The organism is Chryseobacterium piperi (assembly GCF_002285635.2).
GTDB lineage: Bacteria > Bacteroidota > Bacteroidia > Flavobacteriales > Weeksellaceae > Chryseobacterium > Chryseobacterium piperi.
The window spans coordinates 2736003-2758788 of the sequence record NZ_CP023049.2; the positions used below are offsets into that span (position 1 = coordinate 2736003).

Here is a 22786-nt window from a genome sequence, read left to right on the forward strand (position 1 = left end):
ATTTATATTTTCAATTATCTTTTAATCTTAAATGCTTCCATTCCTGGAAAAATTGCAGTTTCACCCAACGCTTCTTCAATTCTTAATAGCTGATTGTATTTAGCCATTCTATCTGATCTTGAAGCTGATCCTGTTTTAATCTGTCCACAGTTCATAGCTACTGCTAAATCTGCAATGGTAGAGTCTTCAGTTTCTCCTGATCTGTGGGACATTACAGAAGTATATTTATTATGCTGAGCCATTTGTACTGCTGCCATTGTTTCAGAAAGAGATCCAATCTGATTTACTTTAACAAGAATTGAGTTGGCGATACCTTCTCTTACCCCTCTTGCTAATCTTTCAACATTGGTTACGAATAAATCGTCTCCTACAAGCTGAACTCTGTCTCCAATTTTATCTGTCAACATTTTCCAACCTTCCCAGTCATTTTCCTGCATACCATCTTCAATAGAGATAATTGGATATTTAGAAGCCAATTCTGCTAAATAAGATACTTGTTCACTACTTGTAAATTGTGCAGAATCCTGAGTCTGGAATTTTCTGTAATCATAGATTCCATCTTTATAGAATTCCGATGCAGCACAGTCAAGTGCCAACATGATATCATCTCCTGGCTTATATCCTGCTTTTTCGATAGCCTGAAGTAATGTATCCAAAGCATCTTCCGTTCCTGCAAAAGTAGGAGCAAAACCTCCTTCGTCACCTACTGCTGTAGATAAACCTCTTGAATGAAGAATAGATTTTAAGCTGTGGAAGATTTCAGTTCCTTTTCTCAATGCGTGAGAGAAAGAATCTGCTTTTACCGGCATAATCATAAATTCCTGAAACGCGATAGGTGCATCAGAATGTGAACCACCATTAATTACGTTCATCATCGGAACCGGTAATGTGTTAGCATTAACCCCTCCAACATATTTATATAAAGGCATTCTCAATTCAGTAGCTGCCGCTTTCGCTGCTGCTAAAGAAACTCCAAGAATAGCATTTGCCCCAAGGTTTCCCTTATTATTACTTCCGTCAAGGTCGATCATGATCTGATCTAAAAGATTCTGATCAAAAACTGGAAGCCCTACTAATTCAGGTGCAATCACCTCTCTTACATTTTCAACAGCCTTAAGAACTCCTTTCCCCATATATTCCGAACCTCCATCACGTAATTCTACTGCTTCATGTTCTCCTGTAGAAGCTCCGGATGGTACCGCAGCACGTCCCATTGCACCACTCTCCGTAAATACATCTACTTCAACTGTAGGATTCCCTCTTGAATCCAAAATTTGTCTCGCTTCTATGTAAGAAATGTAACTCATTTTTTGCTTATTTATAGTTTATACAAATTTAATCAAAACAAAACGGATAAGGAAAAATCTCATCTATTATTTTATCCGTTGAGCAATAATATTTATGGTTTTACTAGTTGATCCAAGACAGGAATTTTAACAGTTGAAACAGTAGTTTGCACCTTCTGATTCAGCTGATCAAAAATAATAATCTCATTTTTTCCTTTCTTAAGCCATACACCAGGAATATAAAGGGTTTGTTGTGGCCCCACTTTCCAAAAGCGACCAATATTTTTTCCGTTGATGAAAATCACTCCTTTACCCCAGTCCTTCATATCAATGAAAGTATCTCCAACTTCGCTTAATTCAAACTCACCCTGATAAAGTGTTGGTACATCTTTCAACTGAGCCAGCTTTCCTGTATCTACTGGTTTCGTCTTAATAGTTGATGAGAACTGATCAGGGAAGGGCAGCTTAGTCATTTCCCAATTTCCTGTAATCTCAGTATCTCCTATTTTTACAGGTGAGATAATACCTTTGGTATTTTCATTAATACGGGCTCCATAATTAATCCTTCCCCAATTCTCAACTAAAATTTCTAATGTAGAATTGAAAGGAATATCAATTGGCATTGTATACTGATTATAGTATCTGTTCAGCTCGCCTACTTTTTCACCATTAATATAAATCGTTGCAAAATCACGAAGACCACTCAGGTCTAATGTTCCGCTTGCCGGCTGATTAAAATGGCGACGATAAAGCACATAGCCATGTCCTTGATTCAAATCCTCGAAAGATTTAGGTGTATCACTTTTCACGACCTCTTGTCCTTCAGCATAATTGAAAAAGTTATAAAGCTTATTCAACTTAATATTTTTGATATCAATTACTTTGATCGGTGCAGGTACTTCAGGAAGCTTTGCTTTTGTATGCTTTGAAATAACAGTACGCAACGAGTCATATTTTGGAGTTCTCCAGCCTGCTTCAGTTATTGGAGCGTCATAATCATAAGAGGTTAAATCAGGTTGGATGTCATGATTTTTGTCGTAGTTGGCTCCACTGGTAAATCCAAAATTAGTTCCTCCATGTACCATATAATAGTTAAAAGAAACATTATTCTTCAGATACTTATCGGTTTGTCTGGCTACTGCTCCTGCATCCACTCTTGGAAATTTCTCTGCCCAATGCGAAAGCCAACCAGGGTAAAATTCAGCGACCATATAAGGTCCCTGATTATTGTTATATTTATTAACAGCTTTTTTCAAATTCTCAATATTATCTTCACCATTGGCAGTAGGCAGTGCCCCTTCAACACTTCCTCCTTCGAATAACGATGACCCGTCAGAAGTAAACATGGGTACCTTAAGCCCTGTTTCTTTAAGTTGTTTAACAATTTTAGCATTATAATTACGGTGGCTAGCGAGTGGAATATCTTTACGCTGCACTACGAATGATCCGAATTCATTTTCTGCCTGAACCATAATAACAGGGCCTCCATCGTTAATTTGCAAATCTTTTATCTGATCGTATAGCTGTGTAATATATTTTTTGGTCTCAGCCAGAAATGGTTCATTATCCTCTCGAATCTTTAACCCTTTAATATTCTGTAACCACCATGGATATCCACCAAATTCCCATTCTGCACACACATAAGGGCCAGGGCGAATAATAACATACAATCCAACTTCTTGTGCTGTTTTTATAAACTTTCGTAAATCTTTTTCTCCTGAAAAGTTCCATTTTCCAGGCGATTCTTCATGATAATTCCAGAAAACATAAGTCGTAACGGTGTTTAGCCCCATAGCTTTCATCATTTGTAAACGATGCTTCCAATATTCCGAAGGCACTCTGGGGTAATGAAGTTCACCTGAATGAATCATAAATTCTTTCCCATTCAGTAAAAAATGTCCGTCTTTAATTTCAAATTTCCCTTTTTGGATCTGTGAAAAGATTGAATTAATGGACAATACAAAAATAATAACGTACAAATACTTAGAATAAATTTTCATATGATAAGGCATGATTTTTGTAAAAATAAACAATAAAATCAAAGCTTAACATTAAACGGAAAGAATCATGAAAAAAAGTATCATTTTACTAAATACTATACTTATATTAACAGCAATTAGCTGTAAAAAATCAACTGACAGAAACAAAAGTGTTTTAAAATCTGATAGTACGGAGACTACCATTGTTGATAATAATGGCAAGATCGACTCTTCAACAGTTCATTCATCTACTGTTGAGGTTAATGGCCAAAAAACGGAAAAAACAGATTTTGTTTATAAAGCAACTGATGGATCTTTGGTAAAAGTTGTTTTTAAACATGATCCAAAAGAAAGTACCGTAGCCATTACCAGCAATAAAAAAACCTTTACTTTACCCAAAGCAGAAACTAAGGGTGATGAAACCATCTATAAAAAAGATGATATGACAGCCAGAGTAAAGGGCGACAGTTTGCATCTGGAGCAGGGAAATAATGTTATAGAATTGAAGAGAACAAAGATCTAAAATGAGATACGGGGTCACGAGATTCGAGATTGATTGTAATCAATAACCTATTGATCTCTCTATAAAAGCAAAAAACCATCCAGAATTTGGATGGTTTTTTTTATATATCTGAATGAATATTATTCTTCAGTTTTTTCCTCTGTAGAATCAGCTGCTTCAGCCTTTGGAGCTTCAACTTTTTCTTCTACTGCAGGAGCTTCAGCAACTACAGTTTCTGCTTTTTTAGCAGTTGTAGCTCTTCTGCTTCTTCTTGTAGTCTTTTTCTCTTCAGCATTAGGATTGTAAAGCTCATTGAAGTCTACTAACTCGATAAGAGCCATATCAGCAGCATCACCTTGTCTGAAACCAGTCTTGATGATTCTTGTATAACCGCCGTTTCTCTCAGCGATTTTTGGAGCTACTGTTCTGAATAATTCAGTTACTGCTTCTTTATTTTGAAGATATGAAAAAACAATTCTTCTATTGTGTGTAGTATCTTCTTTTGCTTTTGTTAATAGGGGCTCAACATATACTCTTAAAGCTTTCGCTTTAGCTACAGTAGTGTTGATTCTTTTATGCTCAATTAGAGAACAAGCCATATTAGAAAGTAAAGCACTTCTGTGAGAAGCTGTTCTTCCTAAGTGATTGAATTTTTTACCGTGTCTCATTATTAATTATTTATCAGCGTCTAACTTATATTTTGCAACGTCGAAACCGAAGTTAAGACCTTTTGAATGCACTAATTCTTCTAGTTCTGTCAAAGATTTTTTACCAAAATTTCTGAATTTCATCAAATCAGACTTACTGTAAGAAACTAATTCTCCTAACGTTTCAACTTCTGCAGCCTTCAAACAGTTTAGAGCTCTCACTGAAAGATCCATATCTGCTAATTTAGACTTAAGGAGTTGTCTTGTATGAAGAGTTTCTTCATCATATTGGATAGATGCTTTTACAGCTTCTGTTTCAAGCGTGATTCTCTCATCAGAGAATAACATGAAGTGATAAATTAATATCTTAGAAGCTTCTGTTAAAGCATTTTGAGGACTGATGGAACCATCAGTTTCTATATCTAATACAAGTTTTTCGTAGTCTGTCTTTTGCTCTACACGATAATTTTCAATGCTGTATTGTACTTTCTTAATTGGCGTGAAAATAGAGTCAATAGCAATAGTACCTACAGGTGCATTGTTTGACTTATTTTGTTCAGAAGGAACATACCCTCTACCCTTTTCTACATTGAAAGTAATTTCGAAAGTTACATCACTGTTTAGGTTACAAATAATCAACTCAGGATTTAAAATTTCAAATCCGTTGATTGATTTACCTAAATCTCCAGCAGTAATAATCGTTTGACCCGAAACTTTGGCAACAACCTGCTCATTAGACTGGTTTTCTGCCGTAGCTTTTAATCTTACCTGCTTAAGGTTAAGAATAATTTCGGTAACATCTTCGATTACTCCTGGAATAGTTGAAAATTCGTGCTCTACACCTTCTATTTTGATAGATGAAATAGCGTATCCTTCCAGAGAAGAAAGCAACACTCTTCTCAAAGCATTACCGATTGTAAGCCCGAAACCTGGTTCTAAAGGTCTGAATTCAAATTGACCTTTAAATTCATCAGAGTTAAGTAAAATTACTTTATCGGGTTTTATGAATTGTAAAATTGCCATATTATTGGGTTGAGCAAAAATTTGATTAAAAAATTATTTAGAGTAAAGTTCGACGATAAGCTGTTCCTTGATTTCCTCCGGAATTTGGATTCTTTCAGGTGCAGATACGAAAGTACCTTCTTTTTTCTCATCGTTGAATTGTAACCACTCATAGTTTGCTTTAGAAGCTAATGCATCAGTAACAACTTCAAGAGATTTAGATTTCTCTCTTACAGCGATTACATCACCAGCTTTTACTAAATAAGAAGGAATGTTAAGGATCTCACCATTCACAGTAATGTGTCTGTGAGAAGTTAACTGTCTTGCACCAGCTCTGGTTTTAGCAAACCCTAATCTGTATACAACGTTATCCAATCTTGATTCACAAAGCTGTAATAGAACTTCACCTGTTACACCTTTACTTCTGTGTGCTTTCTCGAATAAGTTTGCAAACTGTCTTTCTAAAATACCATAAGTATATTTAGCTTTTTGTTTTTCAGCTAACTGAACTGCATATTCTGATTTTTTAGCACCTCTTCTCTTGTTAGGACCATGTTGTCCTGGCGGTTGGTTTTTTCTTTTCTCGAAGTTTTTATCATCTCCGTAGATTGCAGCACCAAACTTTCTAGCAATCTTAGTTTTAGGTCCAATATATCTTGCCATAATGGGTAAATTCTAAAAATTAAACTCTTCTTCTTTTTGGTGGTCTACATCCATTGTGTGGCATAGGAGTCACATCAATGATTTCGCTAACTTCAATTCCTGAATTGTGAATAGTTCTGATCGCAGATTCTCTACCTGCACCTGGACCTTTCACAAACACCTTTACTCTTCTTAACCCAGCTTCATGAGCAACGTTAGAGCAATTTTCAGCTGCCATTTGAGCAGCAAATGGAGTATTCTTTTTAGAACCTCTGAAACCCATTTTACCGGCAGATGCCCAAGAGATAACTTCTCCGCTTTTATTTGTTAAAGAAATGATGATGTTATTGAAAGAAGCTTGAATATGTGCTTCACCAATAGCTTCAACTTTTACTTTTCTTTTTTTAACTACTTTACTTTGTTTTGCCATAATTCCTAACGATTATTTACTTGCCTTTTTCTTGTTAGCAACAGTTTTTCTCTTTCCTTTACGGGTTCTAGAGTTGTTTTTCGTTCTCTGGCCTCTTAAAGGTAGTCCTAGTCTGTGACGTATTCCTCGTTGGCATCCTATGTCCATCAATCTCTTGATGTTCAATTGCACTTCAGAACGTAATTCTCCTTCTACTTTAACGTTTTCAGAGATATAAGTTCTAATTGCAGCCAATTCATCGTCATTCCATTCGTTGACTTTCTTGTCTTCGCTGATACCGGCATTTTTCAGGATTTCAGAAGAAGTATTTCTTCCTACTCCATAAATATAAGTTAAACCGATAACGCCTCTTTTGTTTTTTGGTAAATCAATACCTGCAATTCTCGCCATAATTTAATATTAGCCTTGTCTTTGTTTAAATTTTGGGTTCTTCTTGTTGATTACAAACAGTACACCCTTTCTGCGTACAATCTTGCAATCAGCACTTCTTTTTTTAATTGATGCTCTAACTTTCATTTGATAGTATTTATTTTTTAACAACAGCCAAATGGAGATCCGAAGATTCCATTTGGCAGTTTGTTTAATATCTAAATGTAATTCTCCCTTTTGTTAAATCATAGGGAGACATTTCTAGTTTTACCTTATCACCAGGTAAAAGTTTAATATAATGCATTCTCATTTTCCCAGAAATATGAGCAATAAGTATATGCCCATTTTCTAGTTCTACACGGAACTGGGCGTTCGAAAGTGCTTCCGTAATCACGCCGTCTTGTTCAATATGTTTTTGTTTTGCCATAAATTAATATCCAGTCGTTCTTGACAATTTAGACTGCATTAAGCCATCATAATGATGGTTCAGCAGATATGTATTAATCTGTTGAACAGTATCTAAAATAACTCCCACCATAATTAATAGTGATGTTCCCCCGAAAAATAGGGCGAACGCATCCGTCTGAACGAAGCTTCCATGCACAATTGCCGGAAGGATTGCAAAGATAGACAAAAATATTGCACCTGGCAAGGTTATTTTTGATAAAATATCATCTAAATAATCAGCAGTTTCTTTTCCGGGTCTTACTTTCGGTACTAAACCTCCGTTTCTCTTCAAATCATCAGCCATTTGGTTCACCGGAATTGTAATTGCAGTATAGAAAAATGAAAAGATTATAATCAGCAAAGCGAACAATACATTGTACTGCCAGCTAAAAACATTCTTGAAACCTGCAAGAAAAGTATTAGACTCATCGAATTTTGTTAATAAACCAGGTACGAACATCAATGCCTGAGCAAAGATAATTGGCATAACTCCGGCAGCATTAACTTTCAATGGGATCCATTGTCTTGCTCCTTGCATAAGATTTCTATTTACACCTCCTCTTGCTTGAGCTCTGCTTACATATTGAATTGGAATCTTCCTTACAGCAACAGATAATACTACTGCTAAAAGAACAACCAACATCCAGAATATCACTTCAATAAGGATCATAATAGATCCCATTCCTCCTTTTCCGTTCTGCACGGCCATCTCCTGTACGAATGCCTCAGGTAATCTTGAAAGGATCCCCACCATAATAAGGATAGAGATACCATTTCCGATTCCCTTGTCGGTAATCTTTTCACCTAGCCACATTGCAAATACTGAACCGGCAACCAAAATCACAATACTTGGTAACCAGAACATAATAGAATTTGGCTCTACATAGTATGCAGACTGGAATTGAGCATACGGTAAGAATAATTGAGTAATAGAAGTTAAATAAGAAGGTGCTTGTACTAAACAAACTCCGATAGTCAACCATCTAGTAATTTGATTCAACGTATTTCTACCTGACTCTCCATCTTTCTGAAGTTTCTGAAGATAAGGAATAGCCATTCCCATCAACTGAACAATAATAGAAGCTGAAATATAAGGCATTATACCTAGTGCCATAACGGAAGCGTGACTGAAAGCCCCCCCCGTAAACGACGAAAGCAAGCCAAGGAGACCTGCTCCTTGCTTGTTACCGCCTTGACTTTTATAATGCTCTAAGAGATCTCCTACTTGTGCAAGGTTAATTGCAGGTAGAGAGATATAAGATGCGAATCTATACACAAGGATAATTCCTAAAGTGAAGATAATTTTATCTCTAAGTTCTTTAAGACTCCAAATATTTTTAAGTGTTTGTATAAATTCTTTCATTAGTTACTATTATAATGTAATTGCTTTTCCACCTGCTTTAGCAATAAGCTCTTCAGCAGATTTAGTAAATTTATCAGCAGAGATTGAAACCGCAGATTTCAATTCTCCTCTACCCATAATTTTTACTAATTCGTTTTTAGTAGCTAGCCCGTTTTGTACTAAAACTTCTTTTGTAATATCTCCTGTAATAGATTTATTTTCAATTAAAATTTGAATACTGTCTAGGTTGATCGCTCTAAATTCTTTTCTGTTTACATTTTTGAAACCGAATTTAGGTAATCTTCTTTGTAAAGGCATCTGTCCACCTTCGAAACCGATTTTCTGAGAATAACCAGCTCTTGCTTTTTGACCTTTATGTCCTTTCGTAGCAGTACCTCCTTTTCCACTACCTTGCCCTCTACCAATTCTTTTAGAATTATGAGTTGCACCTGCAGCAGGTTTTATGTTATTTAAATTCATTTTAATTTTTTTTTAAAATTATTTTTGAACTTCAAGTAAATGACTAACTGCAGCTATCATCCCTAAAATAGAAGGTGTAGCTTCATGTTCTACAACTTGGTGAAGTTTCTTAAATCCTAATGCTTCAAGCGTTCTCTTTTGGGTTTTTGTTCTACCAATAGCGCTTCTTACTTGCTTTACTTTAATTGTTGCCATTGTTTATTTATTAACCGTTAAACACTTTAGTTAGAGAAACTCCTCTCATTCTTGCAATTTCTTCAGGTCTTCTGATATCTAACAATGCTTTGAAAGTAGCTTTCACAACGTTGTGAGGGTTAGAAGATCCTTTAGATTTTGAAAGGATATCGTGAATACCAGCAGATTCCAATACTGCTCTAACCGCACCACCTGCGATCAATCCTGTACCGTGAGAAGCAGGTCTTAAGAAGATATCTGCACCACCGTATCTAGCAGTAGTTTGGTGAGGAATTGTATGGTTCATTACAGGAACTTTCACAAGATTTTTCTTAGCATCTTCAACTGCTTTAGCAATTGCAGAAGCAACCTCTTTAGATTTTCCTAAACCGTAACCAATAACTCCTTCTTCATTTCCAACAACTACGATAGCAGAAAAACCGAATGCTCTACCACCTTTAGTTACTTTTGTTACTCTGTTTACAGCTACGAGACGATCTTTTAATTCTAATCCTCCCGGTTTTACTCTTTCTATATTATCTAGTCCTAACATATTTTCCGAAATTTAATGATTAGAATTTAAGTCCTCCTTCTCTCGCACCATCAGCTAGAGCTTTCACTCTTCCATGATATACGAATCCGTTTCTATCAAACACAATAGTTTCAATTCCTGCAGCAACTGCCTTAGCAGCAATAGCCTTACCAACAGCAGCAGAAACTTCAATCTTTGTTCCTTTAGCATCAACACCTTTCTCTCTTGAAGAGGCAGATACTAAAGTTTTACCGTCTTTATCGTCGATTAACTGAGCGTAAATTTCCTTATTACTCTTATATACCGATAATCTTGGCAATTCAGAAGATCCAGAGATTTTTCCTCTTACTCTTCTTTTTATTCTTATTCTTTTTTCTAATTTACTTAATGCCATAATTCTTATAATTTATTAAGCAGATTTACCAGCTTTACGTCTAACATTTTCACCAACGAATCTCACACCTTTTCCTTTGTACGGTTCAGGCTTTCTGAATGAACGGATCTTTGCAGCCACCATTCCAAGAAGTTGCTTGTCGTAAGACGTTAAAGTAATAATTGGATTTTTACCTTTTTCAGTCAATGTATCAATTTTAACTTCACTTGGAAGTTCTAATACGATACCGTGAGAGAATCCTAAAGCCAACTCAAGTTTTTGACCTGAGTGAGAAGCTCTGTACCCTACCCCTACTAGTTCTAGTTTCTTTTCGAAACCTTCATTTACACCAACAATCATGTTGTTGATTAACGCTCGGTATAAACCATGTAACGCTCTGTGTTGTTTAGAATCAGACGGTCTGCTAAATGTAAGCTCACCATCTTTTTGTTCTAAAGTAATTCCATCTGTAAGTTCCTGAGAAAGTTCTCCTTTAGGACCTTTTGCAGTTACCACACCGTCTTTTTCAGTGATAGTAACCCCAGCTGGAATTGTTATAATTGCTTTACCAATTCTTGACATTTTCCTTTGATTAAAAATTAATAAACATAGCAGATTACTTCTCCACCTACCTTTTCTTCTCTAGCTTTTTTATCTGTCATTACCCCTCTAGAAGTAGAGATAATAGCGATACCCAAACCGTTCAATACTCTTGGAAGTTCAGTAGAACCTTTGTATTGTCTTAGACCTGGTCTTGAAGCTCTTTGGATAGACTTGATTGCAGGCTTGCTAGTTTGCTTGTCATACTTCAAAGCTATTTTAATCGTTCCTTGAACAGCGCTATCTTCAAACTTGAAGTTTAAGATATACCCTTGATCAAATAAGATTTTCGTAAGCTCCTTTTTGATTTTCGATGCAGGAATTTCCACCACTTTGTGGCCTGCGCTTTGTGCGTTCCTTACTCTTGTTAGGAAATCTGAAATTGGATCTGTTACCATTTTTCTATTTTAAATTATTGGTTGAAGAACAATCAGTATTGAAAAGACTTGAAGATTAAAATATCAGACTTCAGAAAATCTTAGGTCTGATATTTTGTTCTTTAGTATCTAGACAACTTAATTGTCCCGATTAATTATTAATTGTTACCAACTAGCTTTTTTAACTCCCGGGATAAGTCCGTTGTTTGCCATTTCTCTGAAAGTTACTCTGGAAATACCAAACGTTCTCATATATCCTCTTGGTCTACCTGTTAGTTTACATCTGTTGTGTAATCTTACAGGAGAAGCATTTTTAGGTAATTTCTGAAGTCCTTCATGATCACCTGCTTCTTTTAAAGCTTTTCTTTTGTCAGCGTATTTAGCAACTAGTGCTTCTCTTTTGCGCTCACGCGCTTTCATTGATTCTTTAGCCATTTCTTAGTTCTTTTTAAATGGTAAACCGAAGTGAGTTAATAATGCTTTCGCTTCTTTATCTGTTTTTGCAGTTGTAACGAAAGTAATGTCCATTCCTTGAATTTTCTTCACTTTGTCAATTACGATTTCAGGGAAGATAATTTGCTCAGTAATACCTAAGTTATAATTACCTCTACCATCGAAACCATCAGCTTTGATACCAGAGAAATCTCTAATACGTGGTAAAGCAGAAGAAGTAAGTCTATCTAAGAATTCGTACATTTTAGCAGCTCTTAGAGTTACTTTAGCACCTACAGGCATACCTTTTCTTAGTTTGAAGGCAGCTTCATCTTTCTTAGAGATTGTACCTACAGCCTTTTGACCAGTAATGTTTGTAAGTTCTTCTACAGCATAATCAATGATTTTTTTGTCTGCAGTAGCATCACCTAATCCTTGAGATAAGATGATTTTTTCTAATTTAGGCACCTGCATTACAGATTTGTACCCAAATTCTTCCATCATTGCAGGAACAATTGTTTCTTTATATGCTTTCTTGGGTCTTGCTATATATTCCATGTGTTATTTAAAATTATAAAGTTTCACCCGTTTTTTTGTCGATTCTTACTTTCTTATCTCCTTCAGTTTTGTAACCTACTTTTGCAGCTTTACCGTCTTTACCAACTAAAGCTATGTTTGAGATATGAATAGAAGCTTCCTTTTCAGTAATTCCTCCTTGAGGATTTGAAGCTGAAGGCTTAACGTGTTTTTTAACGATGTTAAGTCCTGCAACGATTACTCTAGGGTCTTTTCCTTCTTTTTTGATCACTTCAATAACTTCACCAGTTTTACCTTTGATATCTTTCTTACCAGTAGTAATGATTACGTTATCTCCTCTTTTTATTTTTAACTTTGACATTTTCTTATAAAAATTTTAAAAATTAAAGTACTTCAGGAGCTAATGAAATGATTTTCATATATTCTTTGTCTCTCAACTCACGAGCAACTGGTCCGAAAACACGCGTTCCTCTCATTTCTCCTCCAGCGTTAAGTAAAACACAAGCATTGTCTTCGAATTTGATGTATGAACCATCTTTTCTTCTTACTGCTTTTTTAGTTCTTACTACAACTGCTTTAGATACCTGACCTTTTTTTGCGTTTCCTGATGGTGTAGAATCTTTAATAGTAACTACGATTTTATCACCAACTGAAGCATATCTTCTTCTGGTTCCTCCCAGAACTCTGATAACCAATACTTCTTTAGCACCTGTGTTATCAGCAACTTTTAATCTTGATTCTGTTTGTAACATTACTTAGCTTTTTCAATGATTCTTACTAATCTCCATCTTTTACTCTTGCTTAAAGGTCTAGTTTCTTGGATAAGAACTGTATCTCCTTCTGTGCATTCGTTGTTCTCGTCGTGTGCAGTATATTTTTTCGTTTTTAATACGAATTTACCGTACATCGGGTGTTTCACTCTAGTAGTCTCACTTACAACAATGGTCTTTTCCATTTTATTGCTGGAAACTATTCCGATTCTTTCTTTTCTTAAGTTTCTTTCCATAATGTATGAAAATCTTATTGTTGTTTAGTGGTTAACTCAGTATTCAGTCTTGCAATTGTCTTTCTCAAATCTCTGATTTGAATTGGATTTTCAAGCGGGCTAATTCTGTGAGCCAATTTCATTTTAGTGAACTCAGCTTTAGCTTCAGCCAATTTAGCTTGAATATCTTCTGCGCTTAGATTTTTAATTTCAGCTTTTTTCATTGTATTCAAAGATTATAGAGGTTTAACAAAATCATTAGCAACTACAAAATTGGTAACTACCGGTAATTTTTGTGCAGCAAGTCTTAATGCTTCTTTAGCGATTTCGTAAGATACTCCTCCGATTTCGAATAAAATTTTACCTGGTTTTACTACAGCTACCCAATATTCCACAGCACCTTTACCTTTACCCATCCTTACTTCGGCTGGTTTTTTAGTAATCGGCTTATCCGGGAATATTTTGATCCATAGTTGACCTTCTCTCTTCATATATCTTGTCGCAGCGATACGAGCAGCTTCAATTTGTCTTGCAGTGATCCAAGCTCCTTCCGTAGCTTTGATTCCGAAAGTTCCGTAAGCAAGTTGATTACCTCTCTGAGCAATCCCCTTCATCTTCATCTTATGAACTTTACGAAATTTGGTTCTTTTTGGTTGTAACATAATTTCTTAAATTTTAGATTTTAGAATTTAGATTTTAAAAAAGTAACGGTCATTTAAAAACTATCCTCTAAAATTTTATTAATTATTTTTTTTATCTCTTGAAGGTCTTCTGTTATCTCTGTCTCCTCTATTTCCACCTCCTGAAGGTCCTTTTTTCTGTTGTCCCACTAGTGGAGAAAGTTCTCTTTTACCGTAAACTTCACCTTTCATGATCCAAACTTTTACTCCAAGTTTACCATATTGAGTCAATGCTTCACCAATATGATAGTCGATATCAGCTCTGAAAGTAGACAATGGAATTCTTCCGTCTTTGAAAGATTCGCTTCTTGCCATTTCAGCACCGTTCAATCTACCAGAGATTTGAACTTTGATACCTTCTGCACCCATTCTCATTGTGCTTGCGATCGCCATTTTAACAGCTCTTCTGTAAGAAATTCTGTTTTCAATTTGCTTAGCAATGCTATCAGCTACTAATACTGCATCAAGTTCAGGTCTTTTGATTTCAAAGATGTTGATTTGAATATCCTTTTTAGTCAATTTCTTCAACTCTTCTTTTAATTTATCAACTTCCTGACCTCCTTTACCGATGATAAGTCCCGGTCTAGCAGTAGTAATTGTAACTGTTACTAATTTTAGTGTTCTTTCAATATAAATTTTTGAAATACCACCTTTAGATAATCTAGCTTCAAGGTATCTTCTGATTTTGTAGTCTTCAGCGATTCTGTCTCCATAATCGTTTCCACCAAACCAGTTAGAATCCCATCCTCTGATGATACCTAATCTGTTACCAATTGGATTTGTCTTCTGTCCCATACCTTGATTAATTTTCTTTATTACCTAAGATTAATGTAACGTGGTTAGATCTTTTTCTGATTCTATGACCTCTACCTTGTGGAGCTGGTCTTAGTCTCTTCAATTGTCTTGCGCTATCCACGAATATTTCTTTAACGATAAGGTTTGCTTCTTCAATATCTGCACCTTCGTTTTTAGTCTGCCAGTTTGCCATAGCAGAAAGAAGTAATTTCTCTAACTTGTTAGATGCTTCTTTTTTAGAATATTTTAAGATATAAAGAGCTTTATCTACCTGCTCTCCTCTAATGATATCAGCAACTAATCTCATTTTTCTTGGAGATGATGGGCAGTCATTTAATGAAGCTTTTACTACGTCTTTGTTAGCTTCTTTTCTTGCGATTGAACTATCTTGTTTTCTTGATCCCATGATTATCTGCTTCCTTTGTTTTTGTTACCACCATGACCTCTAAAAGATCTTGTTGGAGAAAATTCGCCTAACTTGTGACCAACCATGTTTTCAGTAACATATACAGGGATAAAAGATTTCCCGTTGTGTACTGCAATAGTTTGTCCTACAAAGTCCGGAGAGATCATCGATGCTCTAGACCAAGTTTTAATAACTGTCTTCTTACCAGACTCTATGTTTGCCTGAACCTTCTTATCTAAAGTATATGCGATGAACGGTCCTTTTTTAAGTGATCTTGCCATAATTATTTTCTTTTAGATACGATGTAACGGTTAGACACTTTGTTTTTCTTTCTAGTTTTGTATCCTTTAGCCGGCATACCATTTCTAGATCTTGGGTGACCTCCAGAAGAACGTCCTTCCCCACCACCCATTGGGTGATCTACTGGGTTCATTACAACCGCTCTTGTTCTTGGTCTTCTACCTAACCATCTGCTTCTACCAGCCTTACCTGATACAGTTAATTGGTGATCAGAGTTAGAAACAGATCCAATCATTGCATAACATTCAGTAAGGATCATTCTAGATTCTCCTGAAGGCAATTTGATGATTGCATATTTTCCATCTCTTGAAGTTAATTGAGCTGAAGAACCAGCACTTCTTGCTAAAATTGCACCTTGACCAGGCTTCATTTCAACACAAGAAATTACAGTACCCAATGGAATATTTTTCAATTTCATTGCGTTACCTACATTAGGTTCTACGCTTTCTCCTGAAACCACTTTTTGATCAACTTTGATACCGTTTGGAGCGATGATGTATCTCTTCTCTCCATCTGCGTACTCTAATAAAGCGATAAATGCAGTTCTGTTTGGATCGTATTCTACAGATTTTACAGTTGCTTCAACGTTTGCTTTGTTTCTTTTGAAGTCAATAATTCTGTATTTCTTTTTGTGTCCACCTCCGGTGTAACGCATGGTCATTTTACCTGTTTGGTTACGTCCACCTGACTTTTTAATACCAACTGTTAGAGACTTCTCTGGTTTGTTGGTAGTAATTTCCTCAAAATTGTTTACAATTCTGAATCTCTGTCCCGGGGTGATAGGTTTTAATTTTCTAACAGACATTACTATTATTTATAATTAATAATTAATTTACAGCGAAAATATCGATTACTTCTCCTTCAGCAAGAGTAATAATCGCCTTTTTCAATTTGTTTGTCTTTCCTACTTGAAGACCTTTTTTAGTGTATTTCGAAGAAACTTTAGGCGCATAAATCATGGTTCTAACGTCTGCTACTTTTACACCATAAGTCGCCTCTACAGCTTTCTTAATCTGGATTTTATTCGCCTTAGTATCTACCAAGAAAGAATAAGCACCTCTTAAATCTGTAAGATAGTTTGCTTTTTCTGAAATAACTGGTTTAATAATAACTGACATGATCTATTTCTTTAAATTTTCCTGGAATTTTTCAACTGCACCTTCTAAGAATACGATCTCACCTGCGTTGATTAAGTCATATGAACTAATTTCATTGAACTTCATCACTTTAGTTTTAGGTAAGTTTCTTGAAGATAAATACACATTCTTATTAGTGTCAGGAAGAATGAATAAAGACTTCTTGTCATTCAATGCTAGTGCATTCAAGATCGTGATGAAATCTTTAGTTTTAGGAGCAGAAATGCTCAATCCTTCCACAATTCTAATGCTGTTATCTCTCATTTTCTGAGAAAGAACAGATTTCTTAGCTAATCTCTTAAGAGCTTTGTTCAATTTGAATCTGTAATCTCTTGGTTTTGGTCCGAATACTCTACCTCCACCTCTAAATGTAGGAGATTTAATATCACCATATCTAGCAGATCCTGATCCTTTTTGCTTCTTAAGCTTTTTAGTAGAAGCAGTAATTTCGCTTCTTTCTTTTGCTTTATGAGTCCCTTGTCTTTGTGCAGCAAGGTACTGTTTAACTTCTAAGTAAACCGCGTGCTTATTTGGCTCAATTCCGAATACTGATTCGTCTAGAGTTACTTTTTTTCCGGTCTCCTTTCCTGATGTATTTAATACTACTAGTTCCATTTTCTGATAATTACATAAGAATTTTTAGCTCCCGGAACAGCACCTTTTACTACTAAAAGATTTTGTTCTTGATCCACTTTTAATACTTGAAGGTTTTGAACAGTTACCTGCTTACCTCCCATTCTACCCGCCATTCTCATTCCTTTGAATACTCTCGAAGGATCCGATCCAGCACCGATAGAACCTGGAGCTCTAAGTCTGTTGTGCTGACCATGAGTAGCTTGCATTACACCTCCAAATCCGTGTCTTTTAACAACACCTTGGAAACCTTTACCTTTTGAAGTTCCTGTTACGTCAACATATTCACCTTCAGCGAATAAATCAACTTTTACTTCTTCTCCTACTTTTACTTCATCAACGAATTCTCTGTAGAATTCTACTAATTTAGCTTTAGGAGCAGAACCAGCCTTTTTAAAATGGCCAGCTAACGCTTTACCAACGTTCTTCTCACTCTTGTCATCGAAACCTAACTGAACTGACTTGTAGCCGTCCTTTTCTACGGTTCTGACCTGTAAAACCGAGCACGGACCGGCTTGAATAACTGTACAAGGAATGTTTTTTCCTTCTTCGTTAAACAAAGACGTCATACCGATTTTTTTACCAATAATACCTGACATTGTTTATGTTATAATAAAATTTATCCTTTATTTATTTCCCATTTTTAGGAGGTCTAAAGTAATTTCTACTTCTGATATAGGCATACTACGCCCCTAAAATGAGTGTGCAAATTTATGAATATTTTTATAACTGACAAATATTTTAGACAAAATATTTTGATTTCTAGAAAGTTAAAGCGAATCAAAGATTGAAAAGCTTTTATTTTTTTTAAATGATCAATCCTGTTTGAAGAATTAAAAGAGATTGATTTAGATTGTATCCCTACTTCATTTTCTCCTTTGCATAAGGCTCCAGCCCGCATTAACCCACAACAAATCCATCTGTCGTTGAGCTTTGTTCCTGAAAATGAATCAGATTATTTTGTAATAACATTCACTCCAGCTTCTTCCAGCTTTTGTTTATCTTCATCCAAAATACTTTCATCTGTGATCAGATAATCTATTTTTTCTAGAGACGCAATTTTCCCAAAGCCCTTTTTATTTAGCTTTGAAGAGTCAGCCAATATCATTACCTTATCAGAGCATTCAATCATCAACTGGTTTAAATGAGCTTCCGCAGCATTGGAAGTACTAATCCCAAACTCCATATCGATTCCATCTACTCCCAGAAATAATTTATTGCATGAAAATTGACTAAGAATCGTTTCAGATATAGATCCCACTATTGAAGTTGAACTTTTTCTTACTTCTCCACCCAGTTGTATAATATTTATATTAGGATTATTACACAGCTCCAGTGCCACTCTCAATGAGGAGGTAAGGACGGTTAAATGTCCAAAATTCACCAGCATACGGGCAAGATAGTGCATAGTTGTTCCGGAGGCCAGAATAATGCAGTCATTTTCCTGAATAAGCTTCAAAGCAGCTTTAGCAATGCTTTGCTTCGCCTCTACATTGATGTTCTCTTTTTCATCTACGTTTTTTTCATAGGCATATCTCACATGCTTGCTGGCACCGCCGTGATTCCGAAAAAGCAAACCTAAACCTTCTAAATAATTCAGATCCTTTCGGATCGTAACCGAAGAAACATTAAGCCTTTCACACAATTCCTGTACCAGAACATAGCCCTTTTTATCCAGCTCATGCAGTATCTCATTATGCCTTGGTATTAACTTTTCCATTCTATTTCTTTCCCCAAAGTTATTATTTTTTTTCATGACATTAAAATTTCACTTATTTTCTTTTTAGTTTCATTTTTAATTATTAGCTTTGAATTCGAAACATAACGAAACATTATGAAACGGATTGAAGAATTAAATAAATTAGCCAGCACCCGTGAATGGGACTTTATTATTATAGGAGGTGGTGCCAGTGGCTTAGGTTCTGCTCTAGATGCAACGACCAGAGGATTCAAAACATTGCTTTTAGAATCTCATGACTTTGCAAAAGCAACATCCAGCAGAAGTACAAAACTTGTACATGGTGGAGTGCGATATCTTGCGCAGGGAGATGTAGGATTAGTAAAAGAGGCTTTAAAAGAAAGAGGATTACTTGCTAAGAATGCAGCTCATATTGTAAAAAATCAATCATTCATTATCCCTAATTATACATGGTGGGGAGGTATCTATTATAAAATAGGATTATCTGTTTATGATTTTCTTGCCGGTAAACTAAGTTTAGGTAAAACACAATATATCAGTAAATCTAAAACTGTTGCCAAGCTTCCAACTATAGAACAAAATCATCTGGTAAGTGGAGTTGTTTACCAGGATGGACAGTTTGATGATTCCCGTTTGGCGATCAATTTAGCACAAACCATTATTGAAAAAGGAGGATGTGCAATCAACTATATTAAGGTAGTTAACCTACTTAAGAACGAGTCCGATACCGTGATCGGTGTTGTAGCTGAAGATCAACTGACTAAGAAACAGTACGAAATCAATGCAAAAGTCGTGATCAATGCAACCGGTGTATTTACCAATGATATTCTTAATATGAATAATCCAAAACATGGTAAACTGGTTGTTCCAAGTCAAGGGATTCATCTGGTATTGGATAAATCTTTCCTTAAGAGTGATGACGCTATTATGATTCCTAAAACTTCAGATGGCAGGGTTCTGTTTGTTGTGCCTTGGCACGACAGAGCTTTAGTAGGAACAACGGATACACTCTTGAAGGATGAAAGTTTTGAACCTCGTGCTTTAGAAGAAGAGATCAATTTTGTTTTAAATACAGCCAGACAATATTTAGCTAAGAAACCAACCCGCGAAGATGTAAAATCAGTATTCGCAGGACTCCGTCCTCTTGCAGCTCCTAAAGATGGCAGCAAAAGCACAAAAGAGGTTTCCCGAAGCCATAAGGTGATCGCTTCCGAGACTGGATTAATTTCTATCATTGGAGGAAAATGGACTACCTACCGTAAAATGGCAGAGGACACTGTGGATGAAGCCATGAAAGTACACAGATTAGGGAACACCCCTTCTAAAACAGAGCATCTTTCTATCCATGGAAATGTAAAGCCTGACCAGGTAGACAGAAGTAATCATCTATACGTTTACGGATCTGATATTCCAGCCATAAAAGCTTTGCAGGAAAGCAACCCTGAATATGCGAAAAGGATTCATCCTGATCACGCATTTACGGTAGCAGAAGTGATATGGGCTGTAAGAAATGAAATGGCAGAAACCATAGAGGATGTTCTGGCCAGAAGAGTGCGTTTATTATTTTTAGATGCGAGAGCTGCAATAGACAGCGCACATAAAATAGCATCTATTATTGCAGAAGAAAAAGGATTTAATGAAGAATGGGCGAATCAACACGAAAAAGAATTTATTGAATTAGCAAAAGGGTATTTACTTGCCCCTTACTCACCTAAAACAATCAACCCTTAATTATAAAATCCACATCATGAGTGAAAAATTAATTTTAGCTCTGGATCAGGGGACTACTTCCTCAAGAGCTATCCTATTCAATCACAGCGGAGAAATTAAATACATATCTCAAAAGAATTTTGAACAAATATACCCGACCCCAGGCTGGGTAGAACACAACCCTAATGAGATATGGTCTTCCCAAATTTCAGTTGCTGCAGAAGTTATTGCAAAGGCAGGTATATCCGGATTAGAAGTTGCAGCGATCGGTATCACCAATCAACGTGAAACAACCATCGTATGGGATAAAGAAACTGGTGAACCTATTTACAACGCTATTGTATGGCAGGACAGAAGAACCTCCAAATATTGCGATTCTCTGAAAGAGCAAGGCTATACGGACATGATTAAAGAGAAAACAGGCCTTGTTTTAGATGCCTACTTCTCAGCTACCAAACTGAAATGGATCCTGGATAATGTGGAAGGAGCCAGAGAAAAAGCAGAAGCTGGAAAACTATGTTTCGGAACAGTAGACACCTGGCTTGTATGGAAACTTACGCGCGGAAAAATGTTCATAACAGATGTTTCTAACGCCAGCAGAACCATGCTTCTCAACATCCAGACATTGGAATGGGATCAGGACCTTTTGAAATTATTCAATATTCCGGAGTCTATTCTTCCTCAGGTTAAACAAAGCAGTGAGGTTTATGGAGAAACAGCTACTACACTATTTTCTACCAAGATTCCTATCGCCGGTATAGCAGGAGACCAGCAAGCTGCTCTTTTCGGACAAATGTGTACATCTCCGGGAATGGTAAAAAACACATATGGAACAGGATGTTTCTTACTAATGAATACTGGAACAGAAGCCGTTCATTCTAAAAACAACCTTTTAACTACTGTAGCCTGGAAAATAAATGGCGAAGTGAACTACGCTCTGGAAGGAAGTGTTTTTGTTGGAGGTGCTGCAATTCAATGGCTAAGAGACGGACTTAAATTAATTAATTCAGCCGAAGAAGTGAATAGCCTGGCTGAGACCGTAGAGGATAATGGAGGAGTTTATTTCGTCCCTGCCCTTACTGGTCTGGGAGCTCCATATTGGGATCAATATGCAAGAGGTACTATTGTAGGTGTTACCCGCGGAACGACCAACGGACATATTGCCAGAGCAACATTAGAAGGAATTGCATTCCAGGTATATGATATTGTAAAAGCTATGGAGGCCGATTCCGGAACAGACAGTCTTGAATTAAGAGTAGATGGCGGAGCTTCTACAAGTGATCTATTAATGCAAATCCAATCTGATTTATTCGGCTTTAAAATAACAAGACCTAAAACACTTGAGACAACAGCACTTGGTGCTGCCTATCTTGCAGGGCTTGCTGTCGGATACTGGAAAAATATTGACGAAATCCAGTCACAATGGATTATAGACAAAGAATTCCATCCGAAAGTGGATAGAGAAAAAGTTGATAAAATGGTCCATTTCTGGAACAAAGCTGTGACACGTGCTCAGCACTGGATAGAAGATTAATCTCCAACATAAAAAAATAAACTTATGACTCCATTTATAGCAGAAGTAATTGGTACCATGCTTCTTATATTATTAGGTAATGGTGTGGTAGCCAATGTTGTTTTAAAAGGCACAAAAGGTAATAATTCCGGATGGATTGTTATTACGACAGCCTGGGCATTGGCCGTTTTTGTAGGTGTTACTGTTGCCGGCCCGGTAAGCGGAGCCCATTTAAACCCCGCAGTAACTATCGGATTAGCTGCCGCAGGAAAATTTTCCTGGGACATTGTTCCTTCTTATATTGCCGCACAAATGATAGGAGCCTTGTTAGGAGCCTTTTTAGTATGGCTGTTTAATAAAGATCATTTTGCCATTACGGAAGATGAGGGAGCAAAATTAGCATGCTTTAGTACAACACCAGCGATTAGAAATACTTTTTCAAATCTTATCAGTGAAATCATCGGAACTTTTGTTCTTGTATTTGTTATATTTTATTTTGCTGGCGCGAGTATTTCTTTAAACAATGATCCTACTGCCAAAATAGGATTAGGTACTGTAGGTGCATTACCCGTAACACTATTGGTTTGGGTTATCGGTCTGTCTTTAGGAGGTACCACCGGATACGCAATCAATCCCGCCAGAGATTTAGGTCCACGGATCATGCATGCACTTCTTCCTATAAAAGGGAGCAGTGATTGGGGGTATGCCTGGATTCCCGTTATCGGGCCGATCCTTGGGGCTCTAATAGCCGCTGTTTTATTTGTAGCCTTAAATTAAT

The 22786-nt window shown here is 36.3% G+C and carries 35 protein-coding genes; 4 read left to right on the forward strand and 31 right to left on the reverse strand.

From position 1 onward, the window contains the following. Positions 1–14: 14 nt before the first annotated feature. Both eno and CJF12_RS11925 read right to left on the reverse strand, forming a co-directional pair. Entirely contained in the window at positions 15–1307 is a 1293-nt protein-coding gene (gene eno, locus CJF12_RS11920) for a phosphopyruvate hydratase (RefSeq protein WP_034684872.1), read from the reverse strand. Between the two features lie 92 nt (positions 1308–1399). Continuing rightward, positions 1400–3286 (reverse strand): glycoside hydrolase family 35 protein, encoded by a 1887-nt coding sequence (locus CJF12_RS11925; RefSeq protein ID WP_034684913.1) that lies wholly within the window; start codon positions 3284–3286, stop codon positions 1400–1402. Between the two features lie 67 nt (positions 3287–3353). Between CJF12_RS11925 and CJF12_RS11930 the strand changes: the two genes are divergently transcribed. Beyond that, positions 3354–3788 carry a hypothetical protein gene (locus tag CJF12_RS11930; protein ID WP_034684869.1) on the forward strand — a complete coding sequence of 145 codons (435 nt, stop codon included), beginning with the start codon at positions 3354–3356 and terminating at the stop codon, positions 3786–3788. A gap of 119 nt (positions 3789–3907) precedes the next feature. Here the strand turns inward: CJF12_RS11930 and rplQ are convergent, their stop codons facing one another. From rplQ to CJF12_RS12075, 29 genes are all read right to left on the reverse strand, one after another. Next, a complete protein-coding gene (gene rplQ / locus CJF12_RS11935; RefSeq protein ID WP_034684866.1) occupies positions 3908–4435 on the reverse strand; it encodes a 50S ribosomal protein L17 in 528 nt (175 codons plus the stop codon). A gap of 6 nt (positions 4436–4441) precedes the next feature. Continuing rightward, positions 4442–5437 carry a DNA-directed RNA polymerase subunit alpha gene (locus CJF12_RS11940; protein ID WP_034684864.1) on the reverse strand — a complete coding sequence of 332 codons (996 nt, stop codon included), beginning with the start codon at positions 5435–5437 and terminating at the stop codon, positions 4442–4444. Between the two features lie 33 nt (positions 5438–5470). Next, complete coding sequence (rpsD, locus tag CJF12_RS11945) at positions 5471–6079, reverse strand: 30S ribosomal protein S4 (protein ID WP_034684861.1); 609 nt, start codon at positions 6077–6079, stop codon at positions 5471–5473. A gap of 19 nt (positions 6080–6098) precedes the next feature. After that, complete coding sequence (gene rpsK / locus CJF12_RS11950; protein WP_034684858.1) at positions 6099–6488, reverse strand: 30S ribosomal protein S11; 390 nt, start codon at positions 6486–6488, stop codon at positions 6099–6101. Between the two features lie 12 nt (positions 6489–6500). Then, on the reverse strand, positions 6501–6878 hold the full coding sequence (gene rpsM / locus CJF12_RS11955; protein WP_034684857.1) for a 30S ribosomal protein S13: 378 nt from the start codon (positions 6876–6878) through the stop codon (positions 6501–6503). A gap of 9 nt (positions 6879–6887) precedes the next feature. Further along, complete coding sequence (gene rpmJ / locus CJF12_RS11960; protein ID WP_007839480.1) at positions 6888–7004, reverse strand: 50S ribosomal protein L36; 117 nt, start codon at positions 7002–7004, stop codon at positions 6888–6890. A gap of 64 nt (positions 7005–7068) precedes the next feature. Next, positions 7069–7284, reverse strand: a complete 216-nt coding sequence (infA, locus tag CJF12_RS11965) for a translation initiation factor IF-1 (protein WP_034684855.1) — start codon at positions 7282–7284, stop codon at positions 7069–7071. 3 nt (positions 7285–7287) lie between these two features. Next, positions 7288–8667 (reverse strand): preprotein translocase subunit SecY, encoded by a 1380-nt coding sequence (gene secY, locus CJF12_RS11970; protein WP_034684852.1) that lies wholly within the window; start codon positions 8665–8667, stop codon positions 7288–7290. Between the two features lie 9 nt (positions 8668–8676). Further along, positions 8677–9126 (reverse strand): 50S ribosomal protein L15, encoded by a 450-nt coding sequence (gene rplO, locus CJF12_RS11975; RefSeq protein ID WP_034684851.1) that lies wholly within the window; start codon positions 9124–9126, stop codon positions 8677–8679. An 18-nt stretch (positions 9127–9144) separates the two neighbouring features. Then, positions 9145–9321, reverse strand: coding sequence for a 50S ribosomal protein L30 (rpmD, locus tag CJF12_RS11980; protein WP_007839493.1), 177 nt, complete (start codon positions 9319–9321; stop codon positions 9145–9147). A gap of 10 nt (positions 9322–9331) precedes the next feature. After that, positions 9332–9853, reverse strand: coding sequence for a 30S ribosomal protein S5 (gene rpsE / locus CJF12_RS11985; RefSeq protein ID WP_007839495.1), 522 nt, complete (start codon positions 9851–9853; stop codon positions 9332–9334). 19 nt (positions 9854–9872) lie between these two features. Beyond that, complete coding sequence (rplR, locus tag CJF12_RS11990; RefSeq protein ID WP_034684849.1) at positions 9873–10226, reverse strand: 50S ribosomal protein L18; 354 nt, start codon at positions 10224–10226, stop codon at positions 9873–9875. A gap of 15 nt (positions 10227–10241) precedes the next feature. After that, the gene (gene rplF, locus CJF12_RS11995; RefSeq protein WP_034684846.1) at positions 10242–10787 is read right to left on the reverse strand and encodes a 50S ribosomal protein L6; all 546 of its coding nucleotides are present in this window, start codon (positions 10785–10787) and stop codon (positions 10242–10244) included. A gap of 17 nt (positions 10788–10804) precedes the next feature. Beyond that, positions 10805–11203, reverse strand: coding sequence for a 30S ribosomal protein S8 (gene rpsH / locus CJF12_RS12000; RefSeq protein ID WP_034684844.1), 399 nt, complete (start codon positions 11201–11203; stop codon positions 10805–10807). A 144-nt stretch (positions 11204–11347) separates the two neighbouring features. Continuing rightward, positions 11348–11617 (reverse strand): 30S ribosomal protein S14, encoded by a 270-nt coding sequence (gene rpsN / locus CJF12_RS12005; protein ID WP_034684843.1) that lies wholly within the window; start codon positions 11615–11617, stop codon positions 11348–11350. Between the two features lie 3 nt (positions 11618–11620). Further along, positions 11621–12172, reverse strand: a complete 552-nt coding sequence (gene rplE / locus CJF12_RS12010) for a 50S ribosomal protein L5 (RefSeq protein WP_034684842.1) — start codon at positions 12170–12172, stop codon at positions 11621–11623. A 13-nt stretch (positions 12173–12185) separates the two neighbouring features. After that, entirely contained in the window at positions 12186–12512 is a 327-nt protein-coding gene (rplX, locus tag CJF12_RS12015; protein WP_034684840.1) for a 50S ribosomal protein L24, read from the reverse strand. 22 nt (positions 12513–12534) lie between these two features. Continuing rightward, positions 12535–12903 (reverse strand): 50S ribosomal protein L14, encoded by a 369-nt coding sequence (gene rplN / locus CJF12_RS12020; protein ID WP_034684837.1) that lies wholly within the window; start codon positions 12901–12903, stop codon positions 12535–12537. Beyond that, positions 12903–13160 carry a 30S ribosomal protein S17 gene (gene rpsQ, locus CJF12_RS12025; protein ID WP_053073319.1) on the reverse strand — a complete coding sequence of 86 codons (258 nt, stop codon included), beginning with the start codon at positions 13158–13160 and terminating at the stop codon, positions 12903–12905. Before rpsQ ends, rplN begins: the two co-directional genes overlap by 1 nt. Positions 13161–13171: 11 nt before the next feature. After that, positions 13172–13360, reverse strand: a complete 189-nt coding sequence (gene rpmC / locus CJF12_RS12030; RefSeq protein WP_034684831.1) for a 50S ribosomal protein L29 — start codon at positions 13358–13360, stop codon at positions 13172–13174. A gap of 12 nt (positions 13361–13372) precedes the next feature. Then, positions 13373–13798: a 50S ribosomal protein L16 gene (gene rplP, locus CJF12_RS12035; RefSeq protein WP_034684830.1), complete on the reverse strand. Its 426-nt coding sequence runs from the start codon at positions 13796–13798 to the stop codon at positions 13373–13375. Positions 13799–13876: 78 nt separating this feature from the next. After that, positions 13877–14611 (reverse strand): 30S ribosomal protein S3, encoded by a 735-nt coding sequence (rpsC, locus tag CJF12_RS12040; RefSeq protein ID WP_034684829.1) that lies wholly within the window; start codon positions 14609–14611, stop codon positions 13877–13879. Between the two features lie 7 nt (positions 14612–14618). Beyond that, complete coding sequence (rplV, locus tag CJF12_RS12045) at positions 14619–15017, reverse strand: 50S ribosomal protein L22 (protein WP_034684828.1); 399 nt, start codon at positions 15015–15017, stop codon at positions 14619–14621. 2 nt (positions 15018–15019) lie between these two features. Next, positions 15020–15298 carry a 30S ribosomal protein S19 gene (rpsS, locus tag CJF12_RS12050; RefSeq protein ID WP_027387215.1) on the reverse strand — a complete coding sequence of 93 codons (279 nt, stop codon included), beginning with the start codon at positions 15296–15298 and terminating at the stop codon, positions 15020–15022. A gap of 2 nt (positions 15299–15300) precedes the next feature. Beyond that, on the reverse strand, positions 15301–16122 hold the full coding sequence (gene rplB, locus CJF12_RS12055) for a 50S ribosomal protein L2 (RefSeq protein WP_034684827.1): 822 nt from the start codon (positions 16120–16122) through the stop codon (positions 15301–15303). Positions 16123–16144: 22 nt separating this feature from the next. Then, positions 16145–16435 carry a 50S ribosomal protein L23 gene (gene rplW, locus CJF12_RS12060; RefSeq protein ID WP_034684826.1) on the reverse strand — a complete coding sequence of 97 codons (291 nt, stop codon included), beginning with the start codon at positions 16433–16435 and terminating at the stop codon, positions 16145–16147. 3 nt (positions 16436–16438) lie between these two features. Beyond that, positions 16439–17068: a 50S ribosomal protein L4 gene (gene rplD, locus CJF12_RS12065; protein ID WP_034684824.1), complete on the reverse strand. Its 630-nt coding sequence runs from the start codon at positions 17066–17068 to the stop codon at positions 16439–16441. Continuing rightward, a complete protein-coding gene (gene rplC, locus CJF12_RS12070; protein ID WP_034684822.1) occupies positions 17059–17685 on the reverse strand; it encodes a 50S ribosomal protein L3 in 627 nt (208 codons plus the stop codon). Before rplC ends, rplD begins: the two co-directional genes overlap by 10 nt. 356 nt (positions 17686–18041) lie before the next feature. Then, positions 18042–18806, reverse strand: coding sequence for a DeoR/GlpR family DNA-binding transcription regulator (locus CJF12_RS12075; protein ID WP_034684911.1), 765 nt, complete (start codon positions 18804–18806; stop codon positions 18042–18044). Between the two features lie 114 nt (positions 18807–18920). On the opposite strand from CJF12_RS12075, the gene CJF12_RS12080 reads away from it, so the two are divergent. From CJF12_RS12080 to CJF12_RS12090, 3 genes are read left to right on the forward strand one after another with little or no spacing between them, the layout of a single operon-like run. Continuing rightward, on the forward strand, positions 18921–20516 hold the full coding sequence (locus CJF12_RS12080; protein ID WP_034684820.1) for a glycerol-3-phosphate dehydrogenase/oxidase: 1596 nt from the start codon (positions 18921–18923) through the stop codon (positions 20514–20516). A 16-nt stretch (positions 20517–20532) separates the two neighbouring features. Then, positions 20533–22029: a glycerol kinase GlpK gene (glpK, locus tag CJF12_RS12085; RefSeq protein ID WP_034684818.1), complete on the forward strand. Its 1497-nt coding sequence runs from the start codon at positions 20533–20535 to the stop codon at positions 22027–22029. A 24-nt stretch (positions 22030–22053) separates the two neighbouring features. Further along, complete coding sequence (locus tag CJF12_RS12090; RefSeq protein ID WP_034684815.1) at positions 22054–22785, forward strand: MIP/aquaporin family protein; 732 nt, start codon at positions 22054–22056, stop codon at positions 22783–22785. Position 22786 lies beyond the last annotated feature (1 nt).